This window comes from Pseudonocardia sp. ICBG162 (assembly GCF_020496225.1).
In the GTDB taxonomy this organism is placed as follows: Bacteria; Actinomycetota; Actinomycetes; order Mycobacteriales; family Pseudonocardiaceae; genus Pseudonocardia; species Pseudonocardia alni.
In genome coordinates, this window is record NZ_JAHLJD010000023.1 from 186,248 (window position 1) to 204,799 (window position 18,552).

The following is an 18,552-nucleotide window of genomic DNA, read 5'->3' on the forward strand; positions in this document are numbered from 1 at the left end:
CGTGCTCGGTCAGGTCCGCAGCAGCGCGCGCTCCTCGGCGAAGTGGCAGGCCACCCGGTGCCCCGGGCCGGACGCGATCTCCAGGACCGGCTTCTCGTCAATGCAGCGCGCCTTGTCGGCGTCGGACAGCTCCAGGTGCTTCCAGCACCGGGTGCGGAACCGGCAGCCCGACGGCGGGTCGGCCGGGTTGGGCACGTCCCCCGTCAGCACGATCCGCTCCCGCACCCGCTCGACCTCCGGGTCCGGGACGGGCACCGCCGAGATCAGCGCCTGGGTGTAGGGGTGCTGCGGCCGGTCGAACAGGTCGTCGCGGTCGGCGACCTCGACGACGTTGCCCAGGTACATCACCGCGACGCGGTCGGAGATGTGGCGCACCACCGACAGGTCGTGGGCGATGAACAGGTAGGTCAGGCCGAAGTCGCGCTGCAGCTGCTCGAGCAGGTTGAGCACCTGGGCCTGGATGGACACGTCCAGGGCCGAGACGGGCTCGTCGAGCACCACGAACTTCGGGTTGAGCGCGATCGCCCTGGCGATGCCGACGCGCTGGCGCTGCCCGCCGGAGAACTCGTGCGGGTAGCGCTCGGCGTACTCGGCCGAGAGCCCCACGGTCTCGAGCAGCTCCGGGATCGTGGAGTCGGTGAGCTCGCCGCCGAGCAGCTCGTACTTCTCCGACAGGATCGACCGGACCGTCATGCGCGGGTTCAGCGACGCGTACGGGTCCTGGAAGACGATCTGCATGTCCTCCCGGGCCGAGCGCAGCTCGGACTGCCCGAGCGCGGTCACGTCGCGGCCGTTGATGTGCACACTGCCGGCGGTGGGCTCGTGCAGCCGCAGGATCGCCCGGGCCGCGGTCGACTTGCCGCAGCCGGACTCTCCGACCAGCGACAGCGTCTGCCCCTCGGGGATCTCCAGGTCGATGCCGTCGACGGCCTGCACCACACCGACGGTGCGCTGGAACAGCACACCGGAGCGGATCGGGAACGACTTGGTCAGCCCCGCGGTGCGCAGCATCGGCTCGCCGGTCGCCGTCTCCGCGACGTGCGCCTCGGACCCCGGCACGACCGGCTCGCGCGGCGTGGCGGCGGCCTCGCCGACCTCGTCGGAGTGCAGGCAGGCGTGCAGGTGACCGGGCCGGTCGGTGAGCTGGACCAGCTCCGGGGTCTTCTCCGCGCAGGACGACGTGGCGAACCGGCAGCGCGGGTGGAACGCGCAGCCCGACGGGACGTGCGCGAGGTTCGGCGGCTGCCCGGGGATCGGCTCCAGCTTCTCCGGCCGGGCCTGGTCCATCCGCGCCAGCGACGACAGCAGCCCGTAGGTGTAGGCGTGCCGCGGCTCGGCGAAGATCTCGTCGTTGGTCCCGGTCTCGACGACCCTGCCCGCGTACATGACCATGATCCGGTCGGCGTGCGCCGCGACCAGGCCCAGGTCGTGGGTGATCAGGACGATCGCCGTCTCGCGCTGCTCCTGGAGCTTCTCGAGCAGGTTCATGATCTGGGCCTGCACCGTGACGTCGAGCGCGGTGGTCGGCTCGTCGGCCAGCAGGACCTTCGGGTCGTTCGCGAGCGCCATCGCGATCATCGCGCGCTGGCGCATCCCGCCGGAGAACTCGTGCGGGTACTGCGACGCCCGCGCGGCCGGGTTCGGGATGCCGACCTCGCCGAGCAGGTCGACGGCGCGGCGGCGGGCGGTGACCTTGCCGGCCTGCCGGTCGTGCGCCCGGATCATCTCGGCGATCTGGTCGCCCACCTTGTAGACCGGGTTCAGCGCGGTCAGCGGGTCCTGGAAGATCATCGCGATGTCCTTGCCGCGCAGCTTGCGCTGCTCGGACTCCGACATCGTCAGCAGCGAGCGGCCCTCCAGCAGCACCTCACCGCTGGGGAACGTCGCCGGCGGGGTCGGGACGAGGCCCATCAGGCTCATCGCCGACACCGACTTGCCGGAGCCGGACTCGCCGACGATCGCCAGGGTCTCGCCCCGGTCGACGTGCCAGCTGACGCCGTCGACGGCCTTGACCACACCGGCGTCGGTGGAGAAGTGCACCCGCAGGTCGCGGACCTCGAGCATGTGCTCGCTTCGGTTCTCGGTCACGGGTCAGTTCCTCCCGCGCAGCTTGGGGTCGAGGGCGTCGCGCAGGCCGTCGGCCACGAACGCGAAGCCCAGCGTGGTGATCGCGATGGCGGCGGACGGGAAGATCCACAGGAAGCTCTTGCCCGGCACCGACAGGTACTGGGACGCCTGCGAGATCAACCGGCCCCACTCGGGGACGTCCGGCGGGACGCCGACACCGAGGTAGGACAGGGTCGCCATCGCGACGACGACCACGCCGATCGAGGTGAACGAGTACACGAGCACCGGCGCCACGGCGTTGGGCAGGATGTGCCGGGTCAGGATCCGCCGGGTGCCCGCCCCGATCGAACGGGCCGCCTCGACGTACTCGGCCTCCCGCAGGGCCAGCACCTGGCCGCGCATCAGCCGGGCGGTCGTCATCCAGCCCAGTGCGACGAGTGCGATGACGACCGGCAGCGTCCCGCCGCCGACCGCACGGACGATCACCAGCGCGCCCACCAGCGGCGGGAACGCGAGGAAGATGTCGATGATCCGGGCGATGACCGCGTCCCAGGCGCCGCCCTTGAACCCGGCGAGCGCACCGAGCGTCAGGCCGAGGACGAGGGAGAAGAAGACCACGGACAGACCGACGATCATCGCCAGCCGGACGCCGTAGATGATCCCGGAGTACAGGTCGCGGCCGAGGACGTCGGTGCCGAAGAAGTGCGCCGACGACGGCGGCTGCAGCGTGTTGAGCAGGTTCTGCTCGAACGGGTCGTAGGGCGTCGAGAACGGCGAGATGATCGCCATGACGATCTCGAACGCGACGATGATCAGCCCGGCCATCGCGAGCTTGTTGCGGCGGTAGCGCCGCCAGATCTCGGCGAACTGGCCGTTGGACCGCGCGCGACGGGAACCGTCGGGCGCCGGCGTGACGGCCTCGGCGGGGTCGCCGCCCGGCAGTCCGAGCGCGGCGGCCGGATCGGTGGCCGGCGCGCCGGGGGTGGGTGGTGGGTTCATGCGAGGGATCGCCTCACTCAGTCAGCTCAGGCGGATGCGCGGGTCGAGGTAGGCGTAGAGGATGTCGACGAGCATGGAGAGCAGCACGTAGGCCACCACGCTGTAGACGACCACCGCCATGATGACCGGCGCGTTGTTGTTCGTGATCGCGCGGGCCAGCAGGAATCCGGCGCCGTTGTACTGGAACACCGTCTCGGTGACGATCGCGCCGCCGATGTAGGTGCCCAGGGTGAGCCCGACGAACGTGACGACGGGCAGCAGCGACGTCCGCATGGCGTGCCTGCCGATGACCGTCCGCTCGGACAGCCCCTTGGCGCGTGCGGTGCGGATGTAGTCGGCCTGCAGGACCTCCAGCATCGACCCCCGCATCAGCCGGGCGACGAACGCCGACTCGATGATCGCGAGGGTGAACGCGGGCAGGATCACGTCCCAGTACCAGGGCACCTCCTCCAGGAAGCTGCGCGGTACCGGCGGGAACGGCCCGACCCCGGAGACGTTCGCGACCAGGAAGATCGCGACGACGAACACCGGGACACCGATGCCGATGGTGGAGACGACGGTGACGAACACGTCCCAGAACGAGTAGCGGCGCACCGCGGCGATCACGCCGGCCGTCACCCCGAACAGGACGAGGAACAGCAGCGCGACGACGGCGAGCAGGATCGTGTTCGGGACGGTCTCGGCGAGCAGCTGGGAGACCGGGCGCCGCTGGTCGAAGTCGAGACCGAAGTCGCCGGTGACCATGTTGCCGAGGTAGTTCACGAACTGGACCGGCAGCGGCTGGTCGAGACCGAACTTGGCGCGGTTGATCGCGGCGACCTCGGGCGGGACGACCTTCTCCCCGGTGGAGGCGAAGGGGTCGCCGAGCGAGAACGTCGCGATGAAGATCAGGAACGCGGTGACGACGACGACCAGGATCCCCTGGAGCAGCCGCCGAAGGATGAATCTGCCCATGGAAGCACGGACTTTCGTGTGGTGGGAACGCCGCACGACGGCCCGCGTCCCGGGGTCACCGGGACGCGGGCCGCGTCAGCGGGACGTCACTTGAGGGTGATCGTGTCGAACGTCGGGTCCTCGGAGAAGTCCATGTTCACGTTGCCGAACTTCTCGGTGTTGACCAGGCGGGACTGCTGGCGGAACCAGAGCGGGATCAGCGCGAGGTCGTCGCCGATGGCGATCTTCTCGGCCCGCTTGTAGAGGTCGTTGCGGGCCGCCTCGTCCTGGGTCTGCGCGGCCTGCGCGAGCAGCTTGTCGAACTCCGGGTTGGAGTAGCGGCCGCGGTTGTCGCCCTGGGCCGGCTCGCTCGGCGAGGTGGCACCGATCGACTGGGTGGCCAGCAGCGGGAACAGGTAGTTGCCCGGGGTCGGGTAGTCCGCGCTCCACGCCGCGCGCCAGAGGCCGGAGGCCTCGGGCTGCTGCTCGTTGTCGAGCAGGTCACGGAACGGCACACCGGTGTAGGTGACCTTCAGCCCGAGGTTCTGCTCGAGCTGCTGCTTGACCGCCGCGGTCCACTCCTCGTGACCGGCACCGGTGTTGTACTGCAGCTTCACCTCGGTGCCGGGGGTGAGACCGGCCTGCTGCGCGAGCCGCTTCGCCTCGTCCGGGTTGTAGGTGCACGCGGTGCAGACGCCAGGGGTGTAGGCGTCCGGGAAGTTCGGCGGGATGAGCGCGTCGGCCGGCGAGGTCGAGTTCTGCAGCACGCCCTGCACGATCGCGTTGCGGTCGATCGCCATCGAGACGGCCTTGCGGGCGTCCGCGCTGTTCAGCGGCTTGGTGGTGACCGAGACCAGCAGGTAGTTGTTGCCGTTGGTCTTCTTGTTCAGCCACTTGCCCTGGGGCTCGTAGGTCGACTTGGCCTGGTTCAGGACCGGGGTGGGCATGCGCGCCCAGTCGAACTGACCGTTCTGGAAGCCGTTGTACTCGGCGGTCACGCCGCCGCCCTCACCGGACGGGACGATGGTGATCTCGACGGAGTCGAGGTTCGCCTTGGTCCCCGCGGTGTAGGCGTCGTTGCGGACCAGCCGGATGCCGCGGTCGTGCTGCCAGGGGCCGTCCATCTTGAACGGGCCGTTGCCGACCGGCAGGTCGTTGTAGGTCTTGTTGTCCGCCGCGCCCGCGGTCGAGGGGACCGGGCTCAGCGCCGGGTGGTAGGTCCGCAGCTCGAACTCGCAGTCGGGCTTGGACAGCGTGACCTTGAGCTGGTCCGGGTTCGTCGCGTCCACGCCGGACAGCGCGTTGGCGGTCCCGGCCTGGATCTGGTCGTAGCCCTGGACCTCGTCCAGGTGGTACGAGACCTCCGACGCCGAGGCCTTGGCCGCGGTGCGCTCCCAGCCCCGCTTGAACGAGGTGGAGTTCAGCGCCTCGCCGTTGGAGAACTTCTGGTCCGGCTTGAGGTCGAACACCCACTGCGTGCAGTTCTGGTTGGGCGTCCACTTGGAGGCCACGCCGTCGTAGACGTCGCCGTTGGGCTTGACCCGGATCAGGCCCGTGAACAGCGCCCGGTTCACGAGGGTGCCCTCGGACTCCTGGGTGTTGTACGGGTCGATCGCGGTCGGCTCGGTGATCGCCAGCCGGAACGTGCCGCCCGGCTTGCCGGGCACCTCCGGCTGGTCAGGGGTCTCCTCGAACCCGGCGGCGGTGTTGCCGCTGCCCCCCGTGTTGCTCTGCTGGCTGCAGCCGGTGAGGACGAGCCCCACGACCGCGGTCAGGGCGATGGCCGAGGCGGCCGCCCTTCTTCCCCTCATCTGCCGTGCCTCTCGAGATGTCGTGGGTGCACGCCGTTGTCGCACCCGTCCGGGACGCGACGGACCACCGGATGTGTGCCGGGGCCCGTCGGGAGGCACGCTAGGAATCGCGGCCCTCCAGCAGCGAGGTCCGACGCCGATCGTGGCGAAACGGTGACCATTGAACGGCGTAACGGGCTCGCAGCCGAACCGGACAGTAACAACGGGACCGTTGCGTCGCACAGCCCTCGATGCACGCCGCAACACAGTTGGTACTTACGTACCACTCGCCGTCACCGTGCAGCAGCGGAGTGCGTCCGAACGGACGCGTCCGTCGGTGTCAGTTCGGGTCGTCGTCGCCGGTCGGGCGCTCGCCCGAGCCCTCCGGCTCGGCCCAGGTCCGGGCGCCCGACATCGGGCCGGTCTCGATCGGGCCGGGCGTGACCCGGGTGGCCGCGTCGGTCTGCGGGTTGCTGATGACCAGACCCTGCGCCTGGTACAGGGGCAGCGCGGGCAGCTGGCGCCACAGCACCCGCTCGGCCTCGGCGACGACGGCCGGGTCCGGGCTGTCGGCGACCAGCAGCTCGTCGAGCAGCGGCTGCAGCGCGGGGAAGCAGGCCACGCCCGGCAGCTCGCCGGGCACCGCGTCCGCGGGGCAGCCGTAGTCGGAGTCCAGTCGCGGCCCGATCGCGCCGTAGGCGGCACGGGGGGCGACGAGCACGTCGACGGCGACCGGGGTCCCGGAGTCGGGGGAACCGGACGTCGTCGGGGCGGCGGTCGTCGTGGTCGGGGCCGCCGGGGGCGTGGTGACCGGTGCGGCGCTGCCGCCGGGGACCGGGCCCGCGCCCGGGGCGGGGGTGGTGGTCGGGGTCGGCGTCGTCGGGGCGACGCTCGGGTCGGTCAGCAGGTCCGGTGCCGACGGGGCGACGATCGTCGCGCCGATGCCGCCGGCCTTGAGCTGCTCGGCCACGACGCGGGCGACGTTCACGTCCTCGGTCCGCTCGGCCCCGGCGCCGATGACCACGCCGAGCGGGCGCCCGCCGAGGGTCCACCGGCCGTCCTGACCACGGACGTAGCCCGCCTCGGTGAACGCGGCCGCGGCCGCCGCCGCATCGGGCCGGCCGGGGGCACCGGCGGGGGCGGTCGGCGCGTAGCCGGGGTCCGACGGGGCGGCGCCGAAGGCGTTCACGGCCACAGCGTCGGGGTTGACGCGCTCGCGGATCGCGTCGCGGTCCAGCAGCGCCGCGATGCCCTCGCGGACCCGGGGGTCGGCCAGCGGGCCGTCGGTGGTGCGGAACTCCAGCTGTTCGACGGCCGGGCGCGGCCCGCGCTGCACCGTCGGCGGCTTGGGGCCCCGGGCCAGGACGTCGAGGGCCTGGGTGATCTCCGGCCGGGCGTCGGGCAGGGCGAGGTCGACGCCCTGGCTCTCCAGCGCCGTCGGCAGGGAGTTCGCCGGGATGCGGCGCAGGATGATCTCGTCGACGACCGCGGCGGTCGCCCAGTACGGGTCGTTGCGGGCGAGCAGGACCTCGCCGCGGAGGCGGTCGACCTGCATCAGCCGGAACGGGCCGCCCGAGGCGGGCACCCCGTTGGCGAACGGGGCGGTCCAGCCGCCCGGCGCGTCCTTGAGCAGGTGCGCGGGCAGCAGGTTGCCGAACAGCTCCCGCCAGTGCGGGTAGGGCTCGCGGAACACGACGTCGACGGCCTTGCCCGCGGCACGCGAGCGCACGTCGGTGATCTCGCGGTAGCCCGCGGCGCCGATCGTGTTGGGCCGGCTGCGCATCTGCTGCCAGAGGTAGACGAAGTCCTCAGCGGCGATCGGGGCGCCGGTGGACCACCCGGCGTCGCGGTTGAGCTCGTAGCTGACGGTGAACGGGCTCTGCGAGGTGACCGTCGCGGACGTGGCGACGGTCGTGTCGAGCTGCGGCACGCCGCGGTCGTCGGGCCGGAACACCGACGGCAGCGTCATCGACGCGATCGCCGTGGTGACCGCCGACTGGTCCGACCGCAGGTGCGGGTTGAACCCGGGCCCGAGGTCGTCGACGCCGACCACCACCCGGGTGGGGGCGGTGACCGGCTCGGTCGGGCGGTTCGTCTCCGGCGGGGGTGCCGGCTGCGGGTCCGCCGCGCAGCCCGTCAGCGCCAGCAGGGCGACCAGCAGGAGCGCCGGGAGCGCCCGGAAGCGTCGACGTGCTCTCACGTCCGCAGTATCCCCACCGGGGCGGGCACGCCCGCCGGACGGGGTCCGGCGGGCGCCTCCGCTCTGCTCACCGATACGCAGCGGGGCGGTGTGTCGGCGAGGCTTTGCTCTGCTCACCGATACGCAACACCGCAGCGCACGGGCCGTACGGGTCACTTCGTGGCGTTGGCCGCGGCCTTCGCGCGGGACCGGGCACGGGCCCGCAGGTTCGGGTCCAGCTCGATCTTGCGGATCCGGACGTTCTCCGGGGTGATCTCGACGCACTCGTCGGTCGCACAGAACTCCAGCGACTGCTCGAGGCTCAGGATCGTCGGCGGGATCAGCTTGACCAGCACGTCGGAGGTCGACGAGCGGATGTTGGTCAGCTTCTTCTCACGGGTGATGTTGACCTCGAGGTCCTCGTTGCGGGTGTACTCCCCGACGACCATCCCGCCGTAGACCAGCGTGGTCGGCCCGACGAACAGCGTGCCGCGGTCGGCGAGCTGGTCGATCGCGTACGGGGTGACGGGCCCGGAACGGTCCGAGATCAGCGAGCCCTTGTTCCGGGTGCGGATCTCGCCGACCCAGGGGCCGTAGCCGTCGAAGACGTGGCTGGCGATGCCCGCGCCGCGGGTGATCGTCAGGAACTCGGTGCGGAAGCCGATCAGGCCGCGGGACGGGACGCGGAACTCCATCCGGACCCGGCCGTCGCCGTGCACCATGTCGCCCATCTCGCCCTTGCGGGCGGCGAGCAGCTGGGTGACGGCGCCGAGGCTGTCCTCGGGCACGTCCACCGACAGCTGCTCGAACGGCTCGTGCAGCTTGCCGTCGACGGTCTTGGTGACCACCTGCGGACGGCCGACGGTCAGCTCGAAGCCCTCGCGGCGCATGGTCTCGACCAGGATCGCCAGCGCGAGCTCACCACGGCCCTGGACCTCCCAGGCGTCGGGGCGCTCGGTCGGCAGCACGCGGATGGACACGTTGCCGACCAGCTCGGCGTCGAGCCGGCCCTTCACCAGGCGGGCGGTCAGCTTCTTGCCCGGGTGCGGGTCGCGGCCGGCCAGCGGCGAGGTGTTGGTGCCGATCGTCATCGAGATGGCGGGCTCGTCGACGTGGATGCGCGGCAGCGCGACCGGGGACTCCGGGTCGGCGAGGGTGTCGCCGATGGTGACCTCGGCGATGCCCGCGACGGCGACCAGGTCACCGGCGCGCGCCTCGTCGGCGGGGACGCGGGTCAGCGCCTCGGTGCGCAGCAGCTCGGTGATCTTGACGCGCGGGGTGGTGCCGTCCTCGCGGCACCACGCGACCTGCTGGCCGCGGCGCAGCACGCCGGCGCGGACGCGGCAGAGCGCGATACGGCCGAGGAAGCTGGAGGCGTCGAGGTTGGTGACGTGCGCCTGCAGCGGGGCGTCGATGTCGTCGGCGGGCGGCGGGACGACGTCGAGCAGGGTCTCGATGAGCGGCTCGAGGTCGTCGGAGTCCGGCAGCTCGCCGTCGGCGGGCCGGATGCGGGAGGCCTTGCCCGCGCGCCCGGAGGCGTAGACGACCGGGAGGTCGAGCAGGTGCGCGGTGACCGACTCGTCGAGCTCCAGCTCGTCGGCCAGCTCCAGCAGCAGCTCGAGGGACTCGTCGACGACCTCGGCGATCCGGGCGTCGCCGCGGTCGGTCTTGTTGACCACGAGCATGACGGGCAGGCCGGCGGTCAGGGTCTTGCGGAGCACGAAGCGGGTCTGCGGCAGCGGACCCTCGGAGGCGTCGACGAGCAGCACCACGCCGTCGACCATGGACAGGCCGCGCTCGACCTCACCGCCGAAGTCGGCGTGGCCGGGGGTGTCGACGACGTTGATCGTCGTGCCGTGCCAGTTCACCGCCGTGTGCTTGGCGAGAATGGTGATGCCCTTCTCGCGCTCCAGGTCGTTGGAGTCCATGACCCGGTCGACGAGCTCGGCGCGCTCGGCGAAGGCGCCGGACTGGCGGAGCATCGCGTCCACGAGCGTGGTCTTGCCGTGGTCGACGTGCGCGACGATCGCGACGTTGCGCAGCTCGGGTCGGCCGGCCCGATCGGGCACGGCGTCGCTCTCGAGCGAGGAACGAGCGTCGAGGGCCGAGGCGGAACGAGGGATGGTCACACCTCAACGGTATCCGCTGCAAGTCCTTCACCCTGCCCCGGGCGCAGGTTAGCCTGACCTCATCATGGGCAAGGTCAAGAAGAAGTGCTGCCGGTCCAAGCCGAAGCGGTGCAAGAGCTGTCCGGTCGTCGCACTGCGGCTGCGCAAGGCGGGTGCGGACGATCTGAGCGGTAAGGCACTCACCCGCGCGATCAAGATCGCGCGCATCTACTGAACGGACGTATGACCCGCTGACCTGCGACGACGTCGCGCTTCGGGTTGCGTGCGCACCGCCGGTCCGGTAGGACGGCGGCAGGCCGGTCGACGTCGTCCGGCAGGTCCGGGTCTTGGTGCGCCCGGACCCCGGACCGGCCTTCATGATCACCCCGTGCGCTGCGACGACGCGTCCGGCGCACGGTGCCGGCATGGCCGGAATCACAGTCGTCCGAGTGGTCCGGTGACACCGTGTGTGGTGGCGTTCGCCGGTCGTTCACCCCGCGGCCCGCCCCGCGGCACCGCCGGGCCCCGCCGGGTGCCCGGTCACGGCCTCGCGGAGGCGGTCCAGGAGCTCGTCGGGGCACCGGAGCTCCGCCGGTCCGACGACGAGCGTCCGCCACCCGTGCCGGCGCAGCACGGCCCGCCGCCACGCGGGGCCGCAGCCGTCGGATCCGGTCCCGGCGTCGACCGGGTCGTGCACCTCGACGGCCAGCCGGGCCGCGGGGAACGCGAGGTCGAGCAGCACCCCGGCCACGGTGACGTCGGTGCGCCAGGCCCGCACCCCCCGCTGGGCGAGCAGCGCGCGCAGCCCGTGCCGGGCCCGGACGGCGACCCGGCGCGACGCCCCGGCCAGCATCCGGCCGACCGGGCCCGACCCGTGCGCCCCGAGGTTGCGGGCGTGCGCCTCGATCAGCTCGGCCGCACCGACGGAACCCGTGGTGAGCACGTGGTCGAGCAGCGCCTCCCCGGGTACGGACGGGTCGGCCGCGGCCTCCAGCACCGCGGCCGCGGGCCGGGCGACGACCGTCCCGTCGTGGGTGACGAGGTCGCGCGGGTCCAGGTCGCGGCGCCGGACGAGGACCCCCGCCCGCGGCCGCGGAGCCCGCCGGCGCGGCACGGTGACCGTGACGACCGCGGGTGCGGACGGGAGCAGCCCCCACCACCAGGCCGCGGCGGCGCCGGTCAGCACGGCGTCCTCCCCCGCCCAGAGCGCGGCGGCGCGGACCCGGGACCGCTCGCTCGGCGGGTGGGCGGCGTGCCGGTACACGCGGGGGTGCACGGGGATCCAGCGCCGTGCGGCGAGCCTGCGGTCGACCTGGTCGGTGGACAGGCCGTGGGCCAGCGCCTGGGCCCGGGTGACCAGGCCGTCCTGCGCGGCGACGAGCCGGGCGAGCGGGTCGGTGCCGCGCGACGTGCGGCGGCGGGCCGCCCCGTGTGCGGCGGGCGGGAGGACGGACGGGACGGGGGCGGTGGCGTTCCGGTTCATGCGGCTTGGACGACGCCCGGCCCGGATCGGTTCCACCGAACCGGCGGTGATCGTCGTTGCGGCACCGGGGACCGCGCGTCAGGTCCGCAGCAGGTCCACCAGCTCGGCGACGACGGCCCGGTCGGCGTCGAGCCAGCCCAGGGCCGCCACCTCGTGCGGCCCCACCCAGCGCAGCGCCCGGTGCTCGCGGGCCTCCGGCTCCGGGGAGCCGGCCGCCGGCCGGGCGGTGTGGATCCGCAGCACCCGTCGCCCGATCGGCAGGTCGGTGCCCAGCCGCTCCCCGACCACCACCCGGGCGCCCAGCTCCTCGGCGCACTCCCGGACCAGCGCCTGCTGCTCGCTCTCGCCGTCCTCGACGCCGCCGCCGGGCAGCTCCCAGCGTCCGGCCAGCTCGGCCGGGTAGGAGCGCTGGGCGACGAGCAGCCTGCCGTCGCGGACGATCGCCGCCCCCACGACCACCCCGGCCCGGCCCAGCTCCGCGACCCGCTCGGCGAGCACGTCGCGGCGGGCCCGGAGCAGCCGCTCCCCGTAGTGGCGCAGCACCGGGTCGGAGAGGCGGCCGAGTACGCCGAGGGGCGGCTCCCAGGTGAGCTCGTCGTGGACGTGGCTGCCGCCGCCGTCCGCGGGCGTGACCCGGGTCGAGTGCCGCAGCACCGCCGCGGGACCCGCCGCCAGCTCCGACCACAACCCGTCGGCCCCGGCGCGGGTGATCCGGGTCCGGCAGGCCGGGAACCCGCCGGGCAGCGCGACCCGGATCTCGTCCCCGGCCACGAGCAGCGCCGACGGTGCGGTGAACCGGGCTCCCACCCGCGCGACCGCGCGGGCCGAGGGGACGGATTCGCGCAGCACCCCCGCGACGAGTCGGGGCGGTCCGTCCACATGATGGTCCAGGCTCAGCACCGGCACACCGCTGATCCTCGCAGCCGGGCCCGCACCCGGCCGGGCCGACCGATCTCGCCGAAACGGCCCGCTCGCGGCGCCGCACGGTCACGCTGGGTCCCGTGTACCGGACGTCCGCCCCCGCCGACTCCCCCGAGCCGCCCGTCGCGCCCCGCCCACCGGCCGTGCGCGCGATCGGCCTGTCCCGCGGTTTCGGCGCGGTGCGCGCGGTCGACGGGGTGGACCTCGACGTGCCGATGGGCGCGGTCCTCGGGCTGCTCGGCCCCAACGGCGCGGGCAAGACGACGCTGATGCGGATGCTGCTCGGGCTGCTCGCCCCCACCGACGGCGAGGTCGAGCTGCTCGGACGGCGGCTGCCGTACCGCGCGTCGGAGGTGCTGCCGCACGTCGGAGCCCTGGTCGACGCGCCCGCGCTGCACCCGCACCGCACCGGCCGGCAGAACCTCCTGCGGGCCGCGGCCGCCGAACCGCTGCTGGACTCGGCACGGATCCCGGCCGCCGTCGACGCCGTGCTGCGCCGGGTCGGGCTCGCCGAGGCGGCCGACCGCCGCGCCGGCGAGTACTCCTCGGGGATGCGGCGGCGCCTCGGTCTGGCCGTGCCGCTGCTGACCCGGCGACGTCTGGTCGTGCTCGACGAGCCGACCGACGGGCTGGACCCGGCGGGCACCCGCGAGGTGCGCCGGCTGATCGCGGAGATGAACGCCGCGGGCGCGACGGTGATCGTCAGCTCGCACCTGCTCGGGGAGATCGAGGCGACCTGCAGCCACGTCGCGGTGCTCCGGGCCGGGCGCCTGCTGTGCGCCGGCCCGCTCGACGAGCTCGTCGACTCCGACCCGTCGGCGCTGGTGGTGACGACGCCGGACGGCGAGCGCGCCGTCGCGGCCCTGCTGGCCCGGGGCATCGACGCCGAGCCGGGAGCCCGGGACCGGGTGTTCGTGCCGGCCGGACCCGCCGCGCCGGACGTCGTCGCGACGCTGGTGCACGCGGGTGTCGCCGTGCACGGGGTGACGCGGCCCGCCGCCCGGCTGGAGGAGTTCTTCGCCCGGCTCACCGAGGAACCGGCCCCGGCGGGTGCCGGGTACGGAGCGGGACGGTGAGCGCGGGCGTGCGTCCCGAGCACACCTGGGGCACTGCGGCTTCCCGGCCCGACGACGACTGGGCCGCCGGGCCCCTCCCCCGGACCGGGTCGTCCCCCGCGGAGGCACCGGCACGGGTGCGGTCCGCGAGCTCCACCCGCCCGCGCTCCGGACCGATGGCCGGCCGCGCGGCACGCCGCCCCACCTCGGCGCCCTTCGGCCGGCTGCTCCGCTCGGAGCTGGAGCTGGCCCTGCTGCGTCCGCGCACCGCGGTCGTCCTCGCGGCGGCCGCGCTGGTGCCGCTGCTGGCGACGATCGCGCTCGCCACCGACGCCGGCCGCCTGTCCTTCGCCCTCGGGACCCTGACGGTCGCGCTGTCCGAACCCGCGGCGTTCGCGCTCGGGATGCCCGTCGTGCTCGTGGCCGCCGACGCGTTCGCCGCGGAGCGGGCCCGCGGCACCCTCGACGCGTTGCGGCTGTCCCCCGTCGGCCCGGGACGGCTGCTCGGGCTCAAGGCCGCCGCGGTCGCGGTGACCTCGCTGCTCGCCGCGGCGACGACGGTCGTCTCCGCCCTGGTCTGCGGCGGGCTCGCCCTGGGTGCGGGCCCGTTCGGGGCGGGCGCCACCGTGGCCCGGGCCCTGGTGCTCACCGGATGGGCCGCGGTGCAGCTGTGCGGCCTCGGGATGCTGCTGCTGGCGATGTCGGCGCTGGTCCGGCGACCCGCCGGGGTGGTCGCGACCGGTCTGGCCGCGCTGACCGTCGCGCCGCTGGCGACCGTGCTGTGGGAGCCGGTCGCGCCGGTCCTGCCGTCCGGGCACTGGCACGAGGTCCTGGCCGGGATCCTCGCGGTCCCCGCCGACCCGTCGGCCCTGTGGGCGACCACGGCGCGGGCGGCCGGCTTCGCCGTCGCCGGGGCGGGTGTCGTGGTCTTCGCCCTGACCCGCCGCGACGGCTGAGCGCTCCCGACCGGCCGCCGCCGCACCGGGAGCGGGCTGCTCCACCGGGAGGATTCGGACACCCTCCACCGCGACGGGGTGCGCCGTCTGCGCCACGATGGGGCGATGCCCACCCCGACGCTGACCGACGCCGAGATCGCCGACGCCCTGCAGAAGCTGCCCGGTTGGGACCGCGACGGCGACTCCATCGTCCGCACCGCCACCCTGCCCGACTTCGAGGCCGCGATCGCGGTGGTGGACCGGGTCGCCGAGGACGCCGAGGCCGCCGACCACCACCCGGACATCGACATCCGCTACGCCACGCTGACGTTCCGGCTGTCCACGCACTCCGAGGGCGGACTGACCGCGAAGGACGTCGACCTCGCCGCGCAGATCTCCGACCGCCTCAGCACCGCGGGCGGCTGAGCCGCCCCGGGCGGCCGCCGCACCGGTCACGGCCGGACGCGGCTCAGAACCGCCGGTTGGCCAGCACCGGGATCTGCTCGCGCACGGTCGTGGCCGCCGCCGGGTCCACGTCGACCACGAGCAGCCCCGGCTCGGCGCCGAGTGCGTCGACGACCTCGCCGCGCGGGCCGGCGACCAGGCTGTAGCCGATCCCGGTCGGCGCCTTGCCGTGCTCGCGGCCGACCGTCGTCGGGTCGGCCTGGTCGCACGCGACGACGAACGAGCCCGTGTCCAGCGCACGGGCCCGCACCAGCAGCTCCCACTGCTCGCGCTTGCCCGGGCCCGCGCCCCAGGAGGCGGGGACCAGCAGCACGGTGGCGCCGTCGTCGGCGAGGCGCTGGTACAGGCCGGGGAAGCGTACGTCGTAGCAGGTGGACAGGCCGACCGTGACCGGCTCGTCGCCGCCCACCCCGACCACGACCGGCTCGGTGCCGGGCTCGACGGTGTCGGACTCGGCGAAGCCGAAGGCGTCGAACATGTGGATCTTGTCGTAGTGGGTGTCGACACCGCCGCCGGTGGCGAGCAGCGTGTTGCGGACCCGGCCGTCCCCGGACGGGGTGAACATCCCCGCGACGACGGTGGCCCCGGCCGCCGCGGCGACCTCACGGACCCGCGTCGCCCACGGTCCGTCCAGCGGCTGCGCGACCGGGCCGAGCGCGACCCCGAAACAGCACATGGTGGCCTCGGGGAACAGCACGAGCTGCGCACCGGCGTCGGCGGCCGCGCGGGTGCGGCGCTCCACCTCGGCGAGGTTCTCCTCGGGATCCGGGGTGGACACGATCTGGGCGAGGGCGATCCGCATGTGCCGGTGGTACCACGCCTGCCGTCGGCGTGGGGTACGGTCGCCGCGTGCTGAACGCGTACTACTGGTTTCGCCGGCCGGCCCGGGATGGGCTGGCAGGTGCCGTAGCGCGCTGACCTCCATCCCCTCGAGCCGGCATTCCAGACCGGCTCGGTCGAGGTGATCCGGGGCGGTCCGCCGGGTAAGGACCACCGTCTCCGATGAGTGCGAGCACCACCCCCCTGCAGGTCGCCCCGACCGACGACCGCCGCATCGAGCGGATCAGCCCGCTGATCTCGCCCGCGCTGCTGCGGCACGACCTGCCCTGCGACCCCCGGGTCGCCGAGACCGTCACCCGCGGCCGCGCCGCGGTCACCGACGTCCTCGACGGCGACGACGACCGGCTGCTCGTCGTCGTCGGGCCGTGCTCGGTGCACGACCCGGACGCCGCCCTGGACTACGCCCACCGCCTCGCCGCCCGTGCCGAGGAGCTGTCCGGCGAGCTGTGCGTGGTCATGCGCACCTACTTCGAGAAGCCGCGCACGACCGTCGGCTGGAAGGGCCTGATCAACGACCCGGGCCTGGACGGCACCTTCGACGTGAACCGCGGGCTGCGCACCGCGCGCAAGCTGCTGCTCGACATCTCCGCGCTCGGGCTGCCGGTCGGCTGCGAGTTTCTCGACCCGATCACCCCGCAGTACATCGCCGACGTGGTCACCTGGGGCTCGATCGGCGCCCGCACCGCGGAGAGCCAGGTGCACCGCCAGCTGGTCAGCGGCCTGTCGATGCCGGTCGGGATCAAGAACGCCACCGACGGCGACATCCGCGCCGCGATCGACGGGATGCGCGCGGCCGCGGCGTCGCACGTGTTCATGGGGGTGAACGCCGACGGGCTCGCCGGCCTGGTCACCACCACCGGCAACCCGGACACCCACGTCATCCTGCGCGGCGGGGCCACCCCGAACTACTCGGCCGCCGACATCACCGCGACCGTCGACGGGCTGCGTGCGGCGGGCCTGCCGGAGCGGGTCGTCGTCGACGCCAGCCACGGCAACAGCGGCAAGGACCACGTGCGGCAGGCCGGCGTCGTCGCGGAGCTGGCCGAGCGGATCGCGGGCGGCGAGCGCGCCGTCACCGGGCTGATGATGGAGAGCTTCCTGGAGGCGGGACGCCAGGAGCTGGGCCCGGACATGGTCCGCGGCCGCTCGGTGACCGACGCCTGCATGTCCTGGGGCACCACCGACGAGCTGCTGGGCACGCTCGCCGACGCCGTGCGCCGCGGCCGCCGCTGAGCCCGGGCCGCTCACCCCGGGCCGTCCAGCCGGTCGAGGACCCTGCGGCGCAGCAGCTCGTACTGCGCGCGGCAGCGCCGCGGCGGGCCCTCCGGGCGCACGACCACCCGGGGCGGGTGGACCGTCTCCCCCGGGCCGAACTGGTCCCGGGTGAGGTCCACCTCGGCGCCGCCGGGCAGCCGGTTCCACCAGTGGTAGCCCTGCAGCCGGCCGTCGGCGTGCCACACCTCGGCCAGCAGCAGGTCACCGCCGAACAGGTCGTGCAGGACCAGGGCCGTCGCCCCGCACTGGCCCCGCGACGGACGGTCCGGGGTCCAGTCGGTGACGTCCGCGACGTCGCACGTGTCGCGGCTCCAGGAGGCGCGCAGCGCGGCCGCCACCCGGGCCGGGACGGGTGGCGAGGCCGGGGGCGACGGCGGGGCGGTGGTCATGGCGGCGACGCTACGACCGACCCCCGACAGTTCCGCGTCGCCGCAGCTCAGCCGCCCGGCGGAGCGAGGTGCCTGGCCATCAGGACGTCGTCGACGGCGACCCCGTCGACCACGAACTCGGCGCGCAGCACGCCCTCCTCGACGAAGCCGCAGCGGCGGTACAGCTCCCGGGCCCGGGTGTTCGGGCCGAGGACCCGCAGCGTGACCTTGCTGCCGCCGCTGTCGCGGGCGCGGGCCACCGCGGCGTCGACCAGCGCGCGGCCGACGCCGCGGCCGGTGTGCCCGGGGTGCACCGCCAGACCCCCGATGTAGCGGACGTGGTCGTGCGCCGGGATCGCGGGCGGAGCGGCCCCGACGATCACGTACCCGGCCACGGCGCCGTCGTCGTCGGCGACGAGCACGTCCCCGACCGGGGTCCGGTCGAGGAACGGTTCGGGCCGCGGCTGGGCCGGGCTGACCTCCGCGGTCCAGGTCAGGGCGTCGATCCGGGTCAGCCCGGGGTCGTCGGAGGGTGCCGCGGGCCGGACGGTCAGCACCGCGGGGCCGGACGGCCGACGGGCCGGTCCATCCGGGTCTCGCTGATGCCGTCGGGCCGCTCGACGACGCCCCGGTCGACGAACCCGAGCCGCCGGTAGAAGGCCGCGGCGCGGTCGTTGCCGATCACCACGTGCAGTGCCAGCGTCCGCGCGCCCCACCCGGCGGCGCGGTCGAGGACCGCGTCGACGAGCGCGGTCGCGGCGTCGCCCCCGCGCGCGTGCGGGGCGACCCACAGGGCGATGAGGTCGGCGACGCCGTCGCCGTCCGGCGGGACGGCCACGACCTGCCCGGCGGGGCGGCCGCCGACCTCGACCACCAGGTACCGGCCGGGCGCGGCCAACCGGTCGCGCCACTCCTGCTCCCCCGCGCCGAGCCAGTCGGTGAGCCGGCTGTGGAACGCGTCGGGTGCCTCGGCCAGGGCGGCGAGGCGCAGGTCGCGCCAGGTCTCCCAGTCGTCGGGCCCCAGCTCCCGGACGGTGATCACGCATGGCCTCCCGGACGGACGGAGGCGCCGAACCTAGCAGCGCGCCGGAGCGGTCCCGCCGCGTGTCCGGCGATCGACAATCCTGATGAGGT

17 protein-coding genes are annotated in these 18,552 nt (G+C 74.1%); 5 read left to right on the plus strand and 12 right to left on the minus strand.

What is annotated here, in order from left to right; translation table 11 throughout:
- Positions 1-9: 9 nt before the first annotated feature.
- From KPL60_RS34310 to typA, 6 genes are all read right to left on the minus strand, one after another.
- Positions 10-2,088, minus strand: a complete 2,079-nt coding sequence (locus KPL60_RS34310; protein ID WP_308016815.1) for a dipeptide ABC transporter ATP-binding protein — start codon at positions 2,086-2,088, stop codon at positions 10-12.
- Positions 2,089-2,091: 3 nt separating this feature from the next.
- Positions 2,092-3,066: an ABC transporter permease gene (locus KPL60_RS23180; RefSeq protein ID WP_060713202.1), complete on the minus strand. Its 975-nt coding sequence runs from the start codon at positions 3,064-3,066 to the stop codon at positions 2,092-2,094.
- 21 nt (positions 3,067-3,087) lie between these two features.
- Entirely contained in the window at positions 3,088-4,020 is a 933-nt protein-coding gene (locus KPL60_RS23185; RefSeq protein ID WP_062400435.1) for an ABC transporter permease, read from the minus strand.
- Between the two features lie 86 nt (positions 4,021-4,106).
- Positions 4,107-5,810 (minus strand): ABC transporter substrate-binding protein, encoded by a 1,704-nt coding sequence (locus KPL60_RS23190; RefSeq protein WP_226367185.1) that lies wholly within the window; start codon positions 5,808-5,810, stop codon positions 4,107-4,109.
- A 319-nt stretch (positions 5,811-6,129) separates the two neighbouring features.
- Positions 6,130-7,989, minus strand: coding sequence for an ABC transporter family substrate-binding protein (locus KPL60_RS23195; RefSeq protein ID WP_226355290.1), 1,860 nt, complete (start codon positions 7,987-7,989; stop codon positions 6,130-6,132).
- 152 nt (positions 7,990-8,141) lie between these two features.
- A complete protein-coding gene (gene typA, locus KPL60_RS23200) occupies positions 8,142-10,037 on the minus strand; it encodes a translational GTPase TypA (protein WP_226356647.1) in 1,896 nt (631 codons plus the stop codon).
- A gap of 124 nt (positions 10,038-10,161) precedes the next feature.
- Between typA and KPL60_RS23205 the strand changes: the two genes are divergently transcribed.
- Positions 10,162-10,311: a hypothetical protein gene (locus KPL60_RS23205; RefSeq protein ID WP_020626377.1), complete on the plus strand. Its 150-nt coding sequence runs from the start codon at positions 10,162-10,164 to the stop codon at positions 10,309-10,311.
- A gap of 255 nt (positions 10,312-10,566) precedes the next feature.
- On the opposite strand, the gene KPL60_RS23210 is transcribed toward KPL60_RS23205, so the two are convergent.
- Positions 10,567-11,559: a hypothetical protein gene (locus KPL60_RS23210; RefSeq protein ID WP_226367186.1), complete on the minus strand. Its 993-nt coding sequence runs from the start codon at positions 11,557-11,559 to the stop codon at positions 10,567-10,569.
- A gap of 78 nt (positions 11,560-11,637) precedes the next feature.
- Positions 11,638-12,465 (minus strand): NUDIX domain-containing protein, encoded by an 828-nt coding sequence (locus tag KPL60_RS34315; protein ID WP_308016816.1) that lies wholly within the window; start codon positions 12,463-12,465, stop codon positions 11,638-11,640.
- A 95-nt stretch (positions 12,466-12,560) separates the two neighbouring features.
- On the opposite strand from KPL60_RS34315, the gene KPL60_RS23220 reads away from it, so the two are divergent.
- From KPL60_RS23220 to KPL60_RS23230, 3 genes are all read left to right on the plus strand, one after another.
- Positions 12,561-13,556, plus strand: coding sequence for an ABC transporter ATP-binding protein (locus KPL60_RS23220; protein ID WP_374228740.1), 996 nt, complete (start codon positions 12,561-12,563; stop codon positions 13,554-13,556).
- A 155-nt stretch (positions 13,557-13,711) separates the two neighbouring features.
- On the plus strand, positions 13,712-14,491 hold the full coding sequence (locus KPL60_RS23225) for an ABC transporter permease (RefSeq protein WP_226367187.1): 780 nt from the start codon (positions 13,712-13,714) through the stop codon (positions 14,489-14,491).
- A 105-nt stretch (positions 14,492-14,596) separates the two neighbouring features.
- Positions 14,597-14,896, plus strand: a complete 300-nt coding sequence (locus KPL60_RS23230) for a 4a-hydroxytetrahydrobiopterin dehydratase (RefSeq protein WP_062400425.1) — start codon at positions 14,597-14,599, stop codon at positions 14,894-14,896.
- Positions 14,897-14,939: 43 nt separating this feature from the next.
- Here KPL60_RS23230 and KPL60_RS23235 read toward each other — a convergent pair whose 3' ends face one another.
- Positions 14,940-15,737: a carbon-nitrogen hydrolase family protein gene (locus KPL60_RS23235; protein ID WP_226367188.1), complete on the minus strand. Its 798-nt coding sequence runs from the start codon at positions 15,735-15,737 to the stop codon at positions 14,940-14,942.
- Positions 15,738-15,937: 200 nt separating this feature from the next.
- Here KPL60_RS23235 and KPL60_RS23240 point away from each other — a divergent pair, with 200 nt between their 5' ends.
- On the plus strand, positions 15,938-17,008 hold the full coding sequence (locus KPL60_RS23240) for a 3-deoxy-7-phosphoheptulonate synthase (protein WP_226367189.1): 1,071 nt from the start codon (positions 15,938-15,940) through the stop codon (positions 17,006-17,008).
- Between the two features lie 11 nt (positions 17,009-17,019).
- Here KPL60_RS23240 and KPL60_RS23245 read toward each other — a convergent pair whose 3' ends face one another.
- From KPL60_RS23245 to KPL60_RS23255, 3 genes are read right to left on the minus strand one after another with little or no spacing between them, the layout of a single operon-like run.
- Positions 17,020-17,439 (minus strand): hypothetical protein, encoded by a 420-nt coding sequence (locus tag KPL60_RS23245; RefSeq protein WP_226355285.1) that lies wholly within the window; start codon positions 17,437-17,439, stop codon positions 17,020-17,022.
- A 47-nt stretch (positions 17,440-17,486) separates the two neighbouring features.
- Positions 17,487-17,975: a GNAT family N-acetyltransferase gene (locus tag KPL60_RS23250; RefSeq protein ID WP_226367190.1), complete on the minus strand. Its 489-nt coding sequence runs from the start codon at positions 17,973-17,975 to the stop codon at positions 17,487-17,489.
- Complete coding sequence (locus KPL60_RS23255; RefSeq protein ID WP_226367191.1) at positions 17,969-18,460, minus strand: GNAT family N-acetyltransferase; 492 nt, start codon at positions 18,458-18,460, stop codon at positions 17,969-17,971. The genes KPL60_RS23250 and KPL60_RS23255 overlap by 7 nt, the downstream gene beginning before the upstream one ends.
- Between the last annotated feature and the right edge of the window lie 92 nt (positions 18,461-18,552).

Bases quoted from the DNA above. Each gene is read 5' to 3' on its own strand.
- KPL60_RS23235 (WP_226367188.1), bottom strand. From the start codon at position 15,737: ATGCGGATCGCCCTCGCCCAGATCGTGTCCACCCCGGATCCCGAGGAG.
- KPL60_RS23190 (WP_226367185.1), bottom strand. From the start codon at position 5,810: ATGAGGGGAAGAAGGGCGGCCGCCTCGGCCATCGCCCTGACCGCGGTC.
- KPL60_RS23245 (WP_226355285.1), bottom strand. From the start codon at position 17,439: ATGACCACCGCCCCGCCGTCGCCCCCGGCCTCGCCACCCGTCCCGGCC.
- KPL60_RS23180 (WP_060713202.1), bottom strand. From the start codon at position 3,066: ATGAACCCACCACCCACCCCCGGCGCGCCGGCCACCGATCCGGCCGCC.
- KPL60_RS23240 (WP_226367189.1), top strand. From the start codon at position 15,938: ATGAGTGCGAGCACCACCCCCCTGCAGGTCGCCCCGACCGACGACCGC.
- KPL60_RS23210 (WP_226367186.1), bottom strand. From the start codon at position 11,559: ATGAACCGGAACGCCACCGCCCCCGTCCCGTCCGTCCTCCCGCCCGCC.
- KPL60_RS23225 (WP_226367187.1), top strand. From the start codon at position 13,712: ATGGCCGGCCGCGCGGCACGCCGCCCCACCTCGGCGCCCTTCGGCCGG.
- KPL60_RS23185 (WP_062400435.1), bottom strand. From the start codon at position 4,020: ATGGGCAGATTCATCCTTCGGCGGCTGCTCCAGGGGATCCTGGTCGTC.
- KPL60_RS23230 (WP_062400425.1), top strand. From the start codon at position 14,597: ATGCCCACCCCGACGCTGACCGACGCCGAGATCGCCGACGCCCTGCAG.
- KPL60_RS23205 (WP_020626377.1), top strand. From the start codon at position 10,162: ATGGGCAAGGTCAAGAAGAAGTGCTGCCGGTCCAAGCCGAAGCGGTGC.